17 protein-coding genes and 2 pseudogenes are annotated in these 16,904 nt (G+C 71.0%); 10 read left to right on the forward strand and 9 right to left on the reverse strand.

What is annotated here, in order from left to right; all coding sequences use genetic code 11:
* The first annotated feature begins 177 nt into the window (after positions 1-177).
* Positions 178-669: a hypothetical protein gene (locus tag AB0M88_RS37580; RefSeq protein WP_364110601.1), complete on the forward strand. Its 492-nt coding sequence runs from the start codon at positions 178-180 to the stop codon at positions 667-669.
* 3 nt (positions 670-672) lie between these two features.
* The gene (locus tag AB0M88_RS37585; protein WP_364110602.1) at positions 673-1,776 is read left to right on the forward strand and encodes an MAB_1171c family putative transporter; all 1,104 of its coding nucleotides are present in this window, start codon (positions 673-675) and stop codon (positions 1,774-1,776) included.
* On the opposite strand, the gene AB0M88_RS37590 is transcribed toward AB0M88_RS37585, so the two are convergent.
* The 3 genes from AB0M88_RS37590 to AB0M88_RS37600 form a co-directional block, all read right to left on the reverse strand.
* Complete coding sequence (locus tag AB0M88_RS37590; protein ID WP_364110603.1) at positions 1,727-2,161, reverse strand: helix-turn-helix domain-containing protein; 435 nt, start codon at positions 2,159-2,161, stop codon at positions 1,727-1,729. The two genes, AB0M88_RS37585 and AB0M88_RS37590, sit on opposite strands and share 50 nt — an antisense overlap.
* Positions 2,162-2,347: 186 nt before the next feature.
* Positions 2,348-2,965, reverse strand: coding sequence for a GNAT family N-acetyltransferase (locus tag AB0M88_RS37595; protein WP_364110604.1), 618 nt, complete (start codon positions 2,963-2,965; stop codon positions 2,348-2,350).
* Between the two features lie 41 nt (positions 2,966-3,006).
* Positions 3,007-3,444, reverse strand: coding sequence for a VOC family protein (locus AB0M88_RS37600; protein WP_364110605.1), 438 nt, complete (start codon positions 3,442-3,444; stop codon positions 3,007-3,009).
* Between the two features lie 492 nt (positions 3,445-3,936).
* Here AB0M88_RS37600 and AB0M88_RS37605 point away from each other — a divergent pair, with 492 nt between their 5' ends.
* Entirely contained in the window at positions 3,937-5,145 is a 1,209-nt protein-coding gene (locus tag AB0M88_RS37605; protein ID WP_364110606.1) for a cytochrome P450, read from the forward strand.
* Between the two features lie 101 nt (positions 5,146-5,246).
* On the opposite strand, the gene AB0M88_RS37610 is transcribed toward AB0M88_RS37605, so the two are convergent.
* Complete coding sequence (locus AB0M88_RS37610; RefSeq protein WP_364110607.1) at positions 5,247-5,945, reverse strand: hypothetical protein; 699 nt, start codon at positions 5,943-5,945, stop codon at positions 5,247-5,249.
* 103 nt (positions 5,946-6,048) lie between these two features.
* Between AB0M88_RS37610 and AB0M88_RS37615 the strand changes: the two genes are divergently transcribed.
* From AB0M88_RS37615 to AB0M88_RS37630, 4 genes are all read left to right on the forward strand, one after another.
* A complete protein-coding gene (locus tag AB0M88_RS37615) occupies positions 6,049-7,497 on the forward strand; it encodes an FAD-linked oxidase C-terminal domain-containing protein (protein ID WP_364110608.1) in 1,449 nt (482 codons plus the stop codon).
* Entirely contained in the window at positions 7,497-8,603 is a 1,107-nt protein-coding gene (locus tag AB0M88_RS37620) for an FAD-binding oxidoreductase (protein ID WP_364110609.1), read from the forward strand. The genes AB0M88_RS37615 and AB0M88_RS37620 overlap by 1 nt, the downstream gene beginning before the upstream one ends.
* Complete coding sequence (locus AB0M88_RS37625; RefSeq protein ID WP_364110610.1) at positions 8,603-9,964, forward strand: heterodisulfide reductase-related iron-sulfur binding cluster; 1,362 nt, start codon at positions 8,603-8,605, stop codon at positions 9,962-9,964. The genes AB0M88_RS37620 and AB0M88_RS37625 overlap by 1 nt, the downstream gene beginning before the upstream one ends.
* Before the next feature lie 68 nt (positions 9,965-10,032).
* Positions 10,033-11,628, forward strand: a complete 1,596-nt coding sequence (locus AB0M88_RS37630) for a metallophosphoesterase family protein (RefSeq protein WP_364110611.1) — start codon at positions 10,033-10,035, stop codon at positions 11,626-11,628.
* 116 nt (positions 11,629-11,744) lie between these two features.
* Here the strand turns inward: AB0M88_RS37630 and AB0M88_RS37635 are convergent, their stop codons facing one another.
* On the reverse strand, positions 11,745-12,596 hold the full coding sequence (locus AB0M88_RS37635; RefSeq protein ID WP_364110612.1) for an RDD family protein: 852 nt from the start codon (positions 12,594-12,596) through the stop codon (positions 11,745-11,747).
* 76 nt (positions 12,597-12,672) lie between these two features.
* Here AB0M88_RS37635 and AB0M88_RS37640 point away from each other — a divergent pair, with 76 nt between their 5' ends.
* Positions 12,673-13,662, forward strand: coding sequence for a stage II sporulation protein M (locus tag AB0M88_RS37640; protein ID WP_364110613.1), 990 nt, complete (start codon positions 12,673-12,675; stop codon positions 13,660-13,662).
* Between the two features lie 12 nt (positions 13,663-13,674).
* Here the strand turns inward: AB0M88_RS37640 and AB0M88_RS37645 are convergent, their stop codons facing one another.
* Together AB0M88_RS37645 and AB0M88_RS37650 are read right to left on the reverse strand one after the other, a co-directional pair.
* Positions 13,675-14,142: an SAM-dependent methyltransferase gene (locus tag AB0M88_RS37645; RefSeq protein ID WP_364110614.1), complete on the reverse strand. Its 468-nt coding sequence runs from the start codon at positions 14,140-14,142 to the stop codon at positions 13,675-13,677.
* A 40-nt stretch (positions 14,143-14,182) separates the two neighbouring features.
* Positions 14,183-14,541, reverse strand: a pseudogene (locus AB0M88_RS37650) (DUF4267 domain-containing protein).
* On the opposite strand from AB0M88_RS37650, the pseudogene AB0M88_RS37655 reads away from it, so the two are divergent.
* Positions 14,470-14,640: pseudogene (locus AB0M88_RS37655) on the forward strand (TetR/AcrR family transcriptional regulator); the annotation flags it as partial. The pseudogenes AB0M88_RS37650 and AB0M88_RS37655 overlap by 72 nt on opposite strands.
* Before the next feature lie 84 nt (positions 14,641-14,724).
* On the opposite strand, the gene AB0M88_RS37660 reads toward AB0M88_RS37655, so the two are convergent.
* Complete coding sequence (locus AB0M88_RS37660) at positions 14,725-15,333, reverse strand: LysE family translocator (protein WP_364110615.1); 609 nt, start codon at positions 15,331-15,333, stop codon at positions 14,725-14,727.
* 91 nt (positions 15,334-15,424) lie between these two features.
* Between AB0M88_RS37660 and AB0M88_RS37665 the strand changes: the two genes are divergently transcribed.
* A complete protein-coding gene (locus tag AB0M88_RS37665) occupies positions 15,425-16,327 on the forward strand; it encodes a LysR substrate-binding domain-containing protein (RefSeq protein ID WP_364110616.1) in 903 nt (300 codons plus the stop codon).
* Positions 16,328-16,335: 8 nt separating this feature from the next.
* Here the strand turns inward: AB0M88_RS37665 and AB0M88_RS37670 are convergent.
* Positions 16,336-16,904, reverse strand: a 569-nt coding sequence (locus AB0M88_RS37670; protein WP_364110617.1) for a hypothetical protein, incomplete at its 5' end; no start/stop codon positions are given.

The following is a 16,904-nucleotide window of genomic DNA, read 5'->3' on the forward strand; positions in this document are numbered from 1 at the left end:
ACCCACCTCCGGTTTCGATTCCGTGGCTGATGGGTTCTCTGCCCCGGGATTCGTAAGGCTAAGCGGGCAATGAGCAAATAGTTAACTGTCCCGTGGGGTTTTTCACCACTCACCGTCGCCCGGTGCTCGGGAAGCGCTCTCTTCGCGCAGTTCCGCGCACCCGGTAACCTGGCCGCAATGGAGAGTCTGCGGCGGAGATGCGAGCGGCGCCTACGGGGCGTTCGTATTCCTCAGCCGTTCGATCTCGATGCCTTCTGCCGCGAAGTGGAGGCCCGCCGGGGCCGCCGGCTGCTGCGCCAGGCGGTCCCCGGGCTGAGCTCGCACGCGCCCTGCGGCCTCTGGATCGGCACGCCGGAAGCCGATCACGTCTTCTACGACCCCGGCACCTCGCCGCTGCACGCCGAACACATCGTGCTGCACGAACTCGCGCACATCCTCAGTGGCCACCACCTTCAGGAGGGCGACGGCTCGCTCGCCCGGCTCTTCCCCGACCTCGACCCGGCCGCGGTGAGCCGCATGCTGAACCTCAGCGCCCTGGGGCGGGTCGGCTACACCAGCGTCCAGGAGCGCGAGGCCGAGATGATGGCCTCGCTGATCCGAGGCCGGTCGGGCCGGCCGCCGCACACCACCATCGGCCGGGTCGCCCAGGCCTTCGGCTTCACCGAGTGACGCGTGGTCTTCTCACTCATCGTCATGATCCTGCTGTGGGTCGCGACCGCCGTCCGGCTGCCCACCCTCTGGCGGGACCGGCGGCAGCGCGCGCTCTGGACCGCCGTCTTCGCGCTCGCGCTGGCCAAGTCGGCCTCGTTTCCGCCGGTCGCCGCCCGGCTGCACGCGGCGATCGTGCCCAACCTGATCGGCGTGGCGGTGGCCTTCTGCCTGCTGCGGTTCATCGCGCTGGTCACCGGAGCCGGGTCGAGGCGCTGGCCGCTCGTGGTCACCGCGGGCGTGCTGGTCACGCTCGGTGTGCTGGGTGCGATCGCGGGCAGCGAGATCGACAACCGGGGCGAGGTGCTGGCCGGGCCGCTGCCGCCCGCCGCCGTCGCCTACTGGGTCGCCCTCGAAAGCTATCTGGGTGCGGTACTGGTCTCGGTCGGCCGTCTCTTCTGGACGGTCGGCCGGGCGGCGCCGGCCGGGCTCCCGCGGCTCGGGCTGCGGGCGATCGCCGCCGGCGCGGCGGTCATTTCCCTGTACGCGGCGACCAAGACGATCCTCATCGTCGTCCACGGGTTCGGCGCACCCATCGCCTTCGAACGCATCGAGCCGGTCGCGCACGTGATCCAGGCGGCCGCGATCCTCGTCGCCGTGGCGGGCAGCCTCGTGCCGGCCACCCGGCGGGCTCGCGCGGTCGTCGCCGCGTACCGGAGCCTGCTCAAGCTCCGCCCGCTGTGGCGGGCGATGAAAGAGGCCTTCCCGGAGGTGATTTTGTTCAGCCCGCGCCGGGCCGTGATCGAACTCGCCGGGGTGGACGACGTCGACCTGCGGCTCTACCGCCGGGTGATCGAGATCCGGGACGGGATGCTGGCCCTGCGCGACTACCGGCCCCCGGACGTGCCGGACGACGCCGACCCGGCGGTGACCGAGGCCCGCGGGATCGCGCTGGCGCTGCGACGGCATGCCGCCGGAGTCGCGCCGGCCGAGCAGCCGGAGGCGTGGGCGCCGGTCGGGCCGGCGATGGCCGACGAGGTCGCCTGGCTGAGCCGGGTGAGCGACGCCTTCCGCGGCCTCACTGAGGCCGCCGCTCCGATTCCCAGACCTTCCGGATCAGCTCGCTGATCGTCTCGCGGCCGCGCGGCGACACATCGGCCGCCCGCAGCGCGATCTGGGTGACCCCGGCGTCGCGGATGGTCTGCAGCAGGTCGAGCTGGGCGTCGATCCGGCGGGTCTGCTCGTCGTCGAGGAAGTAGGAGACCGGCACGCCGAAATAGGCGGCGAGCGCGGTCAGATGGGCCACCGTCGGATTGTCACGCCGGCCGGTGCGAAGCTGCCAGATGTACGTGTGGGAGATCGGCACACCCTGCGTGGCGCGGATCGCCTCGGCGACCGCCATGTAGCTCGGCTCCACCTGGCCGCCCTCGTGCCGCTGGTCTCGTTGCGGCGACACCGGGCGGACCTGGCGGAAGAGCCGGTCGAGTTTCTCGGCGATGGAGAAGGCGCCCACCACGCCCCTCCTCCCCGTCGCCGTCTTTCCACACCGACCGTCCCACCGACCCGGTCGCCCATGAGCAGGTCCGCGCCCACCCGCGCGGCCATGCACATCCCCCGATGTAGGGCGTCCGTAAACTGTGGTTGATGAGACCTCGGTGAGACTAAGCCACGACCCTCCCCGGCTCAATCCTTTGGACGGTCAGTTCCGTGCGTTCACGCTCCGGCGCATCACGACCCGGCGCACCGTCGGCCGGCTGACCTCGACGAACCCGGCGGCCAGGAAGGCGTTGCGGGAACCGACGTTCATCTCGCCCCAGGACACGTTCTGGCCCGGCCGGGGCACCATCGGATAGCCCTCGACGGCTGTCGCGTTCCGGGCCTCGGCATACCGGGCGGCCGCCTCGACCAGCGGATAGGTGAGTTTCTGCCGCCGGTAGCCGGCGCGCACCGCGAAGCAGACGACCGACCAGACGCCCGGATCATCCGGGTCCTCGTTCCGCCCGGCCCACGGCACCGACGAGCCCCGGAGCCGCCGGTAGTTCCTCCGCGGCTCGACGGCGACCCACCCGACCGGCTCCCCGTCCAGATAGGCGACCAGGCCACTGGTGGCGTCGGCCTCGGGATGGCCGCAGTCGGTCTCGTCGCGCAGCCGGTGGGTCCGCTCGTCGACCGGCATGCCGAACCAGTCGCGGTCGCCGAGCTTCATCCGCTGGCAGCCGCACTTGGCCGCCCCGCCCCGCCCGAACACCGCCCGCAGATCCTCCCAGCTCGCCTCGTTCGCCGGGACAACCGCCGGCGCAGTTTCCCCCTCGATCATTCGCGCAGCCTAAGGCCCGTTCCGGACGTTCCGCGTCCGGATCAGTCCCGGACCGTGGCCCGTTCGCCGCGCAACAGCCCGGTGGACTGGCCGACCTCGATGAGGTAGCCGTCGGGATCACGCAGATAGCAGCGGAGCTCGGAGCCGCGGTCGACCGGCGGGGTGAGAAACTCGGCGCCCCGCGACGTCCACTCCTCGTAGCGGGCCCGGATGTCGGCCACCCGCAGGTTGAGGAAGATCGAGGTGGTGTCGCCCGGCTCGTAGTCGACCACCGTGATACCCGGCTTGTCGGGCGTGGGGCCGCCGCCCGGATTCATGATGATCCACGAGTTGGCCAGCCGGACGATGCACGGGTTCTCGTCGAGCGCGACGCTGCCGCCGAGCACGCGCGAATAGAAGTCGCGCGAGCGGGCCACGTCGCGCACGGTGATGAACAGCGTGACCAGGATGCCCTCGTCGGGCGCGGGGAGATCGCTCATGCCCGTAAAGACCGGGCGGCCGGCACATCTGTGACACGGGCGGCTTCGAGAAACGAACTCGGCGGGCCAGGTCGCGAAGCATGCTCAGGCTGGTAAACACCTCGACGTCGCCGACGGGGGCAGTAGGAACCATCGCGTGCAACCGCTGCTGGGCTTCGGCTCCGGCCTTGACCGCGGCCCGGCGGGCGGTTAGCCGCATCTGCAGCGCAGCACGTTGCGTCCCGGATTTGGGCTGGCCAGCCGGGTGCGTGGTAGAGCGTCCCGGGCGACGCGTTCGGCATCCATCGGATCTGACTTGGCTCCGCCGCGGCGCGCCGGGCGTTGTGGCCGGTCGAGTTCGACTACCAGTTTGCCGCTGCCGGCCAAATGCCGCGCCAAGCCTGCGCCGTAGCCCCCGGAGCCTTTCAGCGTCCAGGCCCGCAGACCTGAGTACCGCTCGGCCGTCCCCGGCCGGGGACGATCACAAGGTGATGGAGGGAGAGAATGGGTCGCGTGGTGGACATTGTAGAGAGTGCCGAAGCGCTGACCCTGCTCGACGAGCTGACGACGACGACCGGGCGGGACGATCCCTATTCGCGGTACGCCCGGCTCCGTGAGATCGCCCCGGTGGTGCGGGCCGAGGACGGCGCGCTGGTGGTGACCCGGCACGCGGACTGTGCGGCCGTGGTGCGTGACCCGAAGCTCGGGCACATGCCGCGTCACATGCTCGATTTCATCGGCCTCGGCGACTGGGAGGAGCATCCCGCGCTGCGGCTGCTGTTCACCAGCATGCTGACCCTCAACCCGCCGGATCACACGCGGCTGCGGCGGCTGGTCAGCACGTCGTTCACCGCGCGGCGGGTGCAGCGGCTGCGGCCGGCCGTCGAGCGGCTGGTCGGCGAGCTGCTCGACGAGCTGCCCGAGGAGGGCGACTTCATCTCGGGGTTCGCCTTTCCGGTGCCGGTCAACGTGATCGGTGAGCTGCTGGGGGTGCCGGCCGAGGACCGGGCGCGGTTTCAGCCGCTGATCCGCGACTGGACCCAGGTGCTCGACGTCATCACGCCCGAGGTGCTCGCCACCGCCGACCCGGCCGCCGCGCAGGTCCGTGACTATCTGACCGACCTGATCGAGCGTCGCCGCCGGGAGCCGCAGGACGACCTGATCAGCGCGCTCGTCGCGGTCGAGGCCGAGGGCGACCGGCTGAGCTCCGATGAACTGCTCACGATGGCCGCGCTGCTGTTCGCGGCCGGGTTCGAGACGACCACCAACCTGTTGGCGAACGGCCTGGTCGCGTTGCTGAGCAACCCGGGCCAGCTGCCGGCTCTGCAGGCTTGGCCGGAGGCGGCGGCCGAGGAACTGATCCGGTACGACTCACCGGTTCAGCTGCTCAGCCGGGTCGCCTGGGAGCCGACGACGATCGGCGGGGTGGCGATCGAGCCGGGCGACCGGGTCGTGGCCTATCTGGGCGCCGGCAACCGGGATCCGCGGCAGTTCAACGAGCCGGAGCGGCTCGACCTGGCGCGGGCCGACAACGCGCCGCTGTCGTTCGGCGGGGGGATCCACTATTGCCTGGGTGCGCCGCTGGCCCGGCTGGAGGCCCAGGTGGCCTTCCCGGCGCTGCTGCGGCGCTTCGGAAAACTGGAGCTGGCCGGGGAGCCGGAGCGGCGGGACAGCCTGACGATCCGCGGCTTCACCAGGCTGCCGGTGACCTTCGGAAGGTAGGGAAAATAAGGGCGCCGCTGCGAATTCCACGGGGGAAGAACTCGCAACGGCGCACCGCGAACATTAGCGAACGGTTGCCGCCGTGTCTATCCCGCGCGCAACTAACCGACGCGCTGGATGACCGATCCGACGAGCTTGCTCCAGTCCGAGCCGAAGTTCGCGCTGGTGCTGGCGTTGTTGAGGCGATAAATCGCATATGCATCAACAAGTGTGACGTTTCGATCAGTCAGCACGGCGACCGCGGTGTCGGCGACGCCCGGGTGCTTCGGCTCGTACTGCTTGTGCCGGATCACCACGAAGCCGTCCCAGTTGCCCTGGTTGAGCGGCTGCACGCGGACGGTCTCGGTGTAGGCCGGCTCGCTCTTGTCCGAGGTGACGGTCTGGGGCACCGAAACCGACGGCGCGCAACTGTCGGCCGCCGCCTTGAGCAGGGCCTGGGCGGCGGCCGCGGCCGTCTTGTCGGGGAACACCAGCGCGGACTGCTCCAGCGTCTGCGCGCCGGTGTCGCCCGCGTCCTCGAAGTCGGCCGCGACGACCTGGCCGCCGGGCGGAACGGGTGCCGGGGTGCTGGTGCCGCCGCAGATGCTGACCAGCTTGGTGGTGTCGACCGGGTCTTCCGGCGTGGTCCAGGTCGGCCCGATCTCACTGGCCTGCAGCAGCGCGCCCCGCATGGTGGTCGCGTCGATGACGCCGGTCGGCTCGGGCGCCGGATCGTCCTTGGACGAGCAGCCGGCGAGCCCGGCGGCGGCCAGAACGAGAACACTGGCGGCGGCGAGCGCGGCCCTCCCGGTCACGAACATCGGGCCATCTTTGCAGACCGGCCGCCGGCCGACGACATGCTAACCGTCGCTTCAGCGGGCTGTAGCGGATAGGTTGACGGAAGGCGACGGGAGGCGACCGGCGATGCTCGACGATCTTGCGAAGCGGCTCACAGCGCGGCTCGGCCCGGCAAAAGTGATCACTGACCGTCAGGAACTGCGGACGTACGAGTGTGACGGCCTCGCCCATTACAAAGTGATCCCGGCCATCGTCGCCCTCCCCCACACCACCGCCGAGGTGGCGGCCGTGGTCCGCGAGTGCCAGGCGGCCAAGGTGCCGTTCGTGGCCCGCGGCTCGGGCACCGGCCTGAGCGGCGGGGCCCTCCCCCACGCCGACGGCGTGCTGATCGTGACCGCCCAGATGCGCGACATCCTCGAGATCGACCCGGCCGCCGAGCGCGCGGTCGTCCAGCCCGGCGTGATCAACCTGCAGGTGACCCAGGCTGCCACCCCGCACGGCTACTACTACGCCCCCGACCCGTCCAGCCAGCAGATCTGCTCGATCGGCGGCAACGTGGCCGAGAACTCGGGCGGCGCGCACTGCCTGAAGTACGGCTTCACGACCAACCACGTGACCGGCCTCGAGATCGTCACCCCCGACGGCGACGTGGTCCGGCTCGGCGGCAAGGCGCCGGACCCACCGGGGTACGACCTGATCGGCGCGTTCGTCGGGTCGGAGGGCACGCTCGGGGTCGCCACCGAGGTGACCGTACGGCTGACCCGCCTGCCCGAGACGGTGCGCACGCTGCTGGCCGCCTTCGCGAGCACCGACCAGGCCGGGGCCGCGACCTCGGCGATCATCGGGGCGGGCGTGGTGCCGGCCGCGATCGAGATGATGGACGCCCTCGCCATCGAGGCGGCCGAGGCCGCGGTCGCCTGCGGTTATCCGGAAGGCGCCGGGGCCGTGCTGATCGTCGAGCTGGACGGGCCGGCGGCCGAGGTCGAGGCCCAGTTCGACCAGGTGACCAGGCTGTGCGACGACAACGGGGCGTTCGAGATCCGGATCGCGGCCGACGACGCCGAACGGGCGCTGTTCTGGAAGGGCCGCAAGTCGGCGTTCGCGGCGGTCGGCCGGATCAGCCCCGACTACATCGTGCAGGACGGCGTGATCCCGCGGACCGCGCTGCCCGAGGTGCTGCGGCGCATCGGCGATTTGGCGCGGGACCACGGCGTACGCGTCGCCAACGTGTTCCACGCCGGGGACGGCAACCTGCACCCGCTGGTGCTCTTCGACGACGCGGTGCCGGGCCAGGCCGAGCGGGCCGAGGACGTGTCGGGCGCGATCATCGACCTCTGCATCGAGTACGGCGGGTCGATCACCGGCGAGCACGGCGTCGGGGCGGACAAGGCGAAGTACATGCCGCGCATGTTCGGCGACGACGACCTCGACACGATGCAGCTCGTGCGGTGCGCCTTCGACCCGGACCGGCTGGCCAACCCGGGCAAGATCTTCCCGACGCCGCGGCTGTGCGGGGAGCGGCCGGGCCGCGGAACCCCGGCCGCCGACCGGTGGAAAGACGTGGAGGTCTTCTGATGGGTGTCCTCGAGGAGCTGACCCGGCCGGCCGGCGACGAAGACGTCGTCGGCGGGGTCCGGGCCCGGCTGGTCGCGGCGCCCGGGTCGACGGCGCAGGCGGCCGAGTTGATCAAGGCGAGCCAGGACCTGACCGTGGTGGTCCGGGGCAACGGCACCAAGCTCGACTGGGGACCGCCGCCGCGCAAGCTCGACCTGATCATCGACACGAAGAAGATCACCGGCCTGGTCGAGCACGCCGCCGGCGATCTGATCACGATCGTCCGGGCCGGGACCCCGCTGGACGACCTCGACCTGGGCGACCAGCAGCTGGCCCTCGACGGGCCACCGCACGCCACGATCGGCGGAACGGTCGCGGCCGGCACCAGCGGCCCCCGGCGGATGTTCTACGGCACCGCGCGCGACCTGCTGATCGGCATCACGATCGTGCGGCCGGACGGCGTGATCGCCAAGTCGGGCGGCAAGGTCGTCAAGAACGTCGCCGGCTACGACCTCGGCAAGCTCTTCCACGGGTCGTACGGCACGCTCGGGCTGATCACCGAGTGCGCGTTCCGGCTGCACCCGGAGCCGGCCGCCGCCCTGTTCGTCCGCTCCTCCCGGACCACCGCGGCGCCGGTGCTCGCCGCCCAGGTGGTGCCGGCCGCGATCGAGGTCGATTCGGCGACCGGCGAGACGGCGGTGCTGCTCGAAGGCACCGCGACCGGCGTCCGCGAGCGGGCGGACAAGCTGGCGGAACTAATCGGCGGCGAGGTCACCGAGAAAGCGCCGGACTGGTGGGGGGTGCCACCCGACGGCCCGATCCGGCTCAAGCTCGGCGTGCCGATCTCCCGGGTGCCCGAACTGCTGGCGAGCGGCGCCACGATCCGTGGCTCGGCGGGCACGGGTGTGCTCTACGCGACGGTGGACGACATCACCGGAGTCGAGGCGTTACGGGCCCACTGCGTACGTCTGGAAGGGCATGCGGTCGTCCTGGCCGCACCACCGGGGGTGGTGGAGATCCTCGACATGTGGGGGCCGACGCCGGGCCTCGCCCTGATGCGGCGGATCAAGGACCAGTTCGATCCCGGGCACCGGTTCGCGCCGGGCCGATTCGTGGGAGGAATCTAATGGTCGACGCCACCTGGGGCACCGGCGAGGCGCCGCGTGATGTGCTCGGGCCCGTCTCCTCCGGCCCCGCCTTCGATGACGACCACCCGCCGCGGGCCGATCTGATCGCCGACTGTGTGCACTGTGGATTCTGCCTGCCGACCTGCCCGACCTATGTGTTGTGGGGTGCCGAGGCCGACTCGCCGCGCGGCCGCATCTATCTGATGAACAGTGGCGTCAATGGCGAACCGCTGAGCGATTCGATGGTCGAGCATTTCGACAAGTGCCTCGGCTGCATGTCCTGCGTCACCGCCTGCCCGTCGGGCGTCAAATACGATCGGCTCATCGAGGACACTCGCGCTCAGATTGAGCGCAATCATTCCCGTACGCCCCGGGACCGCGCCCTGCGCGCGGCGATCTTCGCCCTCTTCCCCTACCCGCGCCGGCTGCGGTTGCTGCGCGGGCCGCTGCGCGCCTATCAGCGCTCGGGTCTGCAGAAACTGGTCGGCCGCAGTGGCCTGCTGGACCGGCTCGGCCCGACTCTGAAGACCCTGGAATCGCTGGCGCCGCAATTGAGCGGCGTGCCGCGGCCGCCCCGCCGGGTCGCCGCTCGCGGCAAGCGCCGGGCCGTGGTCGGCATGCTCACCGGCTGCGTGCAGAGCGCCTTCTTCCCGGAGGTCAATTCCGCGACCGTACGCGTGCTCGCCCTCGAAGGTTGCGACGTGTTGATTCCGCCGTCGCAGGGGTGTTGCGGGGCGTTGAGCGTGCACAACGGACGCAAGGCGGAGGCCCAGAATTTCGCCCGTCGCCTGATCGCCACATTCGAGCGCACCGGAATGGATTACTTCGTGGTCAACGCGGCCGGATGCGGGTCGTCGCTCAAGGAATACGACGTGTTGCTGGCCGACGATCCGGCCTACGCGTCGCGGGCGGCCGCCTTCACCGCGAAGGTTCGCGATCTGTCCGAGTTGCTCCACGAACTCGGCCCGGTGGCGAAACGGCACCCGCTGCCGGTGACCGTCGCCTATCACGATGCGTGCCACCTCGGGCATGCACAGGGTGTGACGACGCAGCCGCGATCACTACTCCGGGACATCCCGGGCCTGTCACTTCGTGAGGTCGCGGACTCCGCCATCTGCTGCGGGTCGGCCGGCATCTGGAACGTGCTCAACCCCGGCCCGGCCGCCGAGCTCGGCGCCCGGAAAGCCTCGAACGTCCTCGCCACCGGCGCCGAGCTGCTCGTCACCGCCAACCCCGGCTGTCTCATGCAGATCGGCGCGGCGGCCGGCGGGAAGATCGCGCTCGCCCACACCGCCCAGGTGCTGGACGCTTCTTTGCGAGGTCTGCCCGTTTCGGCGCTGGTCAAGTCAACCTCGGCGTAAGCGCGGCGCTAGATCGATGACTTTTGACGTTTCACGGGAGTCCAGGGCGTACTCATAGCGTCCCCGCCATGAGTGAAAAGGTCACCTCCGGGGTCAGCCGCCGCAACGCGCTGATCGCCCTCGGCGCTTCGGGTGCCGCGGCCACCGGGGCCACGCTGTTGGGCGGCTCCGCCGCCGAAGCCTCGCCCGCGTCTTCTCCGCTTCTGATCGGCAAGCCCGAGCGCCTCGGCGCGCCGCCGGTCGAGGGTCTGCACCTCACTTTCGGCACCGACCCCACGACCCAGATGGTCGTCTCCTGGACCACCCACACCTCGGTCCGCAACCCGCGGGTCAGCTACGGCACGCTCGAAGGCGGCCACGGCCGGACCGTGCAGGCCGAAACCCGCACCTACGTGGACGCGCTGTCGAGCAAGACCGTCTACGTGCACCACGCCGCGCTGACCGGGCTGCGGCCGGGCACCTACTACACCTACGCCGCGCTGCACGACGGCGGCCGCCCGGACGCCGGCACGTTCCAGACCGTGTCGCGCGGCCGGTTCCCGTTCACCTTCACCAGCTTCGGCGACCAGGCCGTCCCGCAGGTCACCTGGCAGCCCGACGGCAAGGGCGGCTTCACGCCGGCCATGCAGGCCAACAACACCCCGGCCAACGCCGACATCGTGGCCGGCATCGAACAGGTCGACCCGCTGTTCCACCTGCTCAACGGCGACCTCTGCTACGCCAACCTGGACCCCGACCGGGTGCGCACCTGGAACGGCTTCTTCGCCAACAACACCCGCTCGGCGCGCTACCGGGCGTGGATGCCGGCGGCCGGCAACCACGAGAACGAGAAGGGCAACGGGCCGCTCGGCTTCGGCGCCTACCAGACGTACTTCAAGGTGCCGGGCAACGGCGCCGACGCCGAATTCCAGGGCCTCTGGTACGCGTTCACCGCCGGCTCGGTGCGGGTCATCTCGCTCAACAACGACGACGTGGCCCTGCAGGACGGCGGCGACTCGTACGTCAGCGGCTACTCGGCCGGTCAGCAGAAGGCGTGGCTGGAGAAGCAGCTGTCGGCGGCCCGCAAGTCGACCGACATCGACTGGATCGTCATCTGCATGCACCAGGTGATCATCAGCTCCTCGGACGCCAACGGCTCCGACGTCGGCATCCGCTCGCAGTGGGGCCCGCTGTTCGACAAGTACGAGGTCGACCTCGTGCTGTGCGGCCACGAGCACGACTACGAGCGGTCGTTCCCGGTGCGCGGCGTGGTCTCCGGCACCGAGACCCTGACCCCGAACCCGGCCGAGACCAACACCTCGGTCGTCGACTCGTCGAAGGGCACCACCCACATGGTGCTCGGCGGCGGCGGGGTCAGCGGCACCACCAACGGGTCGTTCTTCCCGGTCAACAAGGGCAAGGTCATCGTCGCGGTCGGCGCCCCGCCGGCGGGCGGCGGCAAGCGCCCGTCGACCTACGTCTTCGAGGAGACGCCCTGGTCGGCGTTCCGCGACGAGGAGCACCCGTACGGCTTCGCCGCCTTCACGGTCGACCCGGGCACCGGGCCGGGCGCGACGACCCGGATGTTCGTGACCTACTACAACGTGACGATCCCGACCGGCGACATCGTGCCGCTGGAGTCGTTCACGCTGCAGCGCAAGCGTTCCGACAGCCACCACCGCTGAGATCGGCGCTTCCGGCCGGCGGCGGCCTTTCCGGCTGCCGGCGGCCGGCCCGGTCCGCTGCCGGCGGCCGGCTCGGTCCGCTGCCGGCGGCCGGCTTAACCGGTGCCGTTGCCGGTTTATCGGCGGCCGAAGCCTGGCAGCAGCTGGTAGGTCATCCGGCGGCCGGCCACGAGCTGGGCCTCCTGCCGCCGGCGCCGCTCGGCCTGCACCGCGACCAGCAGCAGCCACGGCGCGGTCGCGGGCGGCGGTGGTGGGGTGATCTTCGCCGTGACCTCGGCCGCGATCTGGCTGAACAGGTGCGTGCGATAGGGCTCACGCAGCTCGCGCACCCGGCTGACGAGCTGCCGCATCTCGGTGGCCAGCTCGTCGTCGACGCCGCTCAGATCGATCGTCGACGCCCAGGCGGCCAGCTCGCGCGGCATCCCCGGGGCGGCCCGCCAGGGCGACGCGTCACGTTCGTGCACCACCAGCGTGCCGGCGGCGAGGTCGCCGAGGCGCCGGCCCTGGGCCGAACCGAGCATGGTGATGATGCCGGCCGGCCAGCAGAAGGTGAACAGCAGCAGGCCCGGGAACTCGACCGCCAGGCCGACCAGGGCACGGGTGAACGCGTGCCGGGCCCGCAGCGGCCCGCCGTCGTCGCGGACCACGCGCAGGCCGAGGGCGCTCTTGCCGATGCTGCGGCCGCGCAGGAAGGTCTCGCAGAGCACCGGGTAGCCCACGAAGATCAGCACGGTGCCGACGGTCAGGGCGGCCTCGCCGAGCGCGTCGTCGAAGCTCATGAGGATCGCGCGGACCAGGCTGACCACGACCGCGCCCGGTGCGATCATGATCAGGCCGTCGATGAACAGGGCGAGGGCCCGCGACGGCAGACGGGCCGGGCGCAGCTCGATCTCCACGGCCTCGGCGCTGACGAGCCCGGTGACGACGGGGGCGTCGCCCGGAGCGACCGGGACGGGCAACAGGTTCACCCGCACAGTGAACACGAGGCGGGCTTCGGCCGGCGACCCCACCCGCTACTCTCTCCGGCAACAGGGGAGGCGGATAGTGGATCTCGACGCGCTGGTGGCCGAGCACGCCGGCGAATGGCATCGGCTGCGCATCCTGGCCTCGCGCCGGAGCCTCGACGCCGACGAGGCCGACGAGCTGGTCACGCTCTATCAGCGCACCACCACCCACCTGTCGATCATCCGCAGCCGCACCCCCGGCTCGGCGATCGTGATCGAGCTGTCCAACCTCGTCATCGCCGCCCGGGCCGCGCTGGTCAGAGATTCCCGGTTCGGGTGGCGGCCGCTCGTCCACTTCTTCACCGACACGCTGCCGGCCGAGCTCTACCGGGCCCGCCGCTGGTGGGTCGTCACGGCGCTGGCCAGCCTGGCGATCACGGTGGCCATGGCGTGGTATTTCGCGGCCCACCCGTCGGCGGTGGCCCAGATGAGCGACCGCGCCGAGGTCCAGGCCCTGGTCGACCACCAGTTCGTCGACTACTACAGCGCCTACCAGTCCTCGCACTTCGGCCTGCAGGTGTGGACGAACAACGCCGTGGTGACCGCGAAGTGCATCGCCGCCGGCGTGCTCATCCTGCCGGTGTTCTACATCCTGTTCCAAAACCTGTTCAACCTGGCCCTGATCGGCGGCGTGATGGCCGACGCCGGTCACACCGGCACCATGCTGACCTACCTCGCACCCCACGGCCTGCTGGAGCTGACTTGCGTGTTCATCGGTGCCGGGGTGGGGCTGCGCATCGGCTGGGCGTGGATCGCGCCGGGCCTGACCCGCACCCGCCGGCAGGCCGCGGTCGACGAGGCTCGCGCCGGCATCCGCGTCGCGGTCGGTCTGGCCTTCGCCCTGGCCGCCGCCGGCTTCCTCGAGTCGTTCGTCACGCCGTCGCCGCTTCCCCCGTTACTCCGGGTCGGCATCGGCGCCGCGGTCTGGTTACTCTTCCTCGCGTACGCCCTGGGCCGCGGCCGAGCCGCGGCGGCCGCCTCCGGTCCCCACGACGAAGCCCAGGCCGCCTATCTGGTGCCGACCGGCTGAGGCCGATCTTTCTTACGGCTGGAAGTAGTCCGACATCAGGTCGCTGACCCATTCCGGCTGCCTGACGTTGACCGGCAGGAATTCCCGCATGACCGGCTTGAGGTCGATGACGGGCGTGCCGGAGACCGCGTCGAGCCCGACCACCGTCAACTCGCGGCCGTGAACGGCTTCGACAGCGCAGCAGGTCACCCCGATGCGGTTTGGCCGGCGGGGAGCGCGGCCGGCGAAAATGCCGACGGGTGGCAGGTCGGCGCGCCCTCGGGAGGGGCGGGGTTCGCGGTAGTCGCCGTGTTCCGGGAACTGGTCGAAGATGAACAGGACCTCCACGTGGGAGAAGCCCTCCAGGCCCTCCAGGCACGCCTCGCCGAAGCGCTCGTCGATGGTGATGGTGCTGCGCACGGCACCCCAGTTGTCGGTGTTCTGGATATCGGTGCGGTCGTTGCGGACCGCGCCGATCGGGCTGATCTCGAAGGTGAGCATGGCTGGATGCCTCTTCTCGGGTTCTCGCGGCTGCAGGCGGTTACGCGGTCAGCAGGAGCATTACCGCGGCAGTGGCCCCATGGATGCCGTAGACCGCCGGCTTGGGCCCGTTGCTGCGCCGGACGATCAGTGCGTCGCCGACGGGTGTGCCGGCGGCGGCCAACATGAACCATCCCAGCAGATGGGGGGTCGCGCCGATCAGCAGGATGAAGACGACACCCCGGAGGCGATGTCGCGCACGCCCTTGACGGCCAGCCAGGCCTGCAAGGTGCGGTCCCCGGTCGGCGTGCCGGGGATGCCGAAGCCGGCGGCTCCCCGGGGCGCCCAGATCCCGCGGACGGCGAAGGCTGGGAGGCCGTCACGACATGTCGACTGGCAGACCGGGTGGAATACGGCCAGCCGGTGCTGTACAGCCATTTCCACGGCAAGGACGCCATCGTCAGCGCCGTCGCCCTGGACGGATTCAGCGAGCTCGCCGCCCACCTGCACCGCGCACGGTCGCCGGCGCCCGATAGAGCGGTCGTCGCCGCTCCTGGTCGGCCGGGCGGATCTCGCGCTTGAACCTGGCGGTGGGCCGCCGGGTCAGCCGGTTACCGCTACGGCGATGCCGAGCCCGAGCAGGGTCACCCCGGTCGCGGCGCGCATGAAGCGTTGCACGCGGGGTCTGCTCGCCCGGGCGCGGGCTTTGTCGATCGCCCAGACGTAGAGGCAGAACCAGGTGCTGGACACGGTCGCCCAGACCGCGCCGAGGGCGAGCGACGAGAGCAGTGCCGGGCCGTGGGCGCTGACGAACTGCGGGATGAGCGAAACGGCGACCACGCCCGCCTTGGGGTTGCCGAGGCTGGTCGCCACACCGACGGCGAAGCTACTGCGCCCGCTCCCGGCCGGACGGGCCGAGGACTCCGGCTTACGGATGGCCCAGAGCGACTGCGCGCCCAAGGCACAGAGCACGACGGCGCCGGCCAGCCGCAGGGCCGCGTACGCGTGGGGTTTGGTGAGCAGCACCGCGGAGAGGCCGATGGCCGCGGCGCCGGACCAGACGAGGATGCCCGCCGAGGAACCGGTGACGGTGAGCAGGCCGGCGCGTCGGCCCGATGTCAAGGTCTGGCGGGTGATCGCGGCATTGTTGGCGCCGGGCAGCATGGCCAGCAGCGCGACGGTGGCGACGAAGGCCGCGAGGTGGGTGGGCATACCTCCAGTGAATCCGTCCCCACCCATATACAGAAGGTCTGATTACCTCTGCCACCGATAGGCACAGCCACCTGATTGCTACGATCGGCCGATGGAGGTACGGCAAGCCCGGTACTTCATCGCCGTCGCCGAAGAGCTGCATTTCGGCCGGGCCGCGCAACGGCTGCGCATGTCCCAGCCGCCGCTGTCCCAGGCGATCCTGGCCCTGGAACGCGAACTCGGCGTAGCCCTGCTGCAACGCACCAGCCGGCAGGTCACCCTCACCAAAGCCGGCGAGGTGCTGCTGGCCCACTGCCGCCTGCTCGTACGCGACGCCGAACGCGCCCGCACCGCCGTTCAGCACGCCCGGGACGGACTCACCGGCCGGCTCGTCATCGCCGCCGTCGCGTCCGCCTTCACCGACGTCCTGCCCACCGCCCTGCGCCGATACCGCGGCCTGCGCCCCGACGTACAGCTACAGCTGCTCGAAGTCGGCACCGAGGCCGGAGCCCGCGGCGTACACGACCGCACCATCGACGTCGCCCTGGTCCGCCGCGCCACCGGCGGCCCCGGCTACCGCGTCGTACCGCTGCGCCAGGACCACTTCGTTGCCGCCCTGCCCCTCGACCACCCGCACGCCGCGCGGGCCGGGGAGCCCCTCGACCTCGCCGAGCTCGCCACCGAGCCGTGGGTCTGGATCCCGCGCGACATCTCACCCGGCTACCACGACGAGGTCGTCACGGCCTGCCGCCGAGCCGGGTTCAGTCCCGACGCGCGCCACCAGGCCACGATCATCGCCACCCAACTCGCCATGGTCGCCTGCGGCATCGGCGTAGCCATCGCGCCCTCCATGGCCGCCGCGGGCCGCAGCGACCTGGCGATCCGCCCGTTACGCGAGCCGGCCCTGCTGATCGCGCTGTCCCTGCTGCTCAGCGAACATCCCGACCCGCTGGTGGAGGACTTCGTGACCACCGTGTCGACCGTGACCCCCGAGCACCCCGTCGGCGGCATGTGAGACATCGGTCAGAGCTTCTTACGCTCGGCGCCGAACACGGACTTGGCGACGGTGGCCGCGGCGGGCGGCCGCTGCGGGGTGGTTACCAGGATCGCGATGTCGGAGAAGCCGCCGACCACCAACGCCTCCTGGAGCCCTTTCCTGGTCTTCGGCTGCACGAAACTGGCGGCGTTCGGGACGTCCTTGATGTTCCTCCGGGCGCTGCCCCAGACGTCGCCCTCGGCCCCGCCGACCTTGTTGTTCGCGAACTCCACGCCGCCACCGGCGTGGTCGAAACGGTAGATCCGGACGGTGACGTAGGTGTCGTGCTTGTCGATCCACCGCCGCACGTACCCGTCCGTGAAGCCGACCTCGAGCAGGTCCTCCTCGCCGAGATCGCCCGGGACGCCGATGTGAAGATCAGCGAGGTCCGCGGCCGCGGTCGTCGCGGTGAGGGCCTCGACGGTCTTGACGTTCGGCCACTTACGGGCACCGGCCGGCGGACCCATCATGAGGCTCTTGACGTCGCCGTCGTGCACGACGGCGACGTGTCCGGTCGGGCGCGCGGGCGGGGCGGCGGGGGGGGGGGCGGCCGGCC

Source organism: Actinoplanes sp. NPDC051411 (assembly GCF_040682075.1).
In the GTDB taxonomy this organism is placed as follows: domain Bacteria; phylum Actinomycetota; class Actinomycetes; order Mycobacteriales; family Micromonosporaceae; genus Actinoplanes.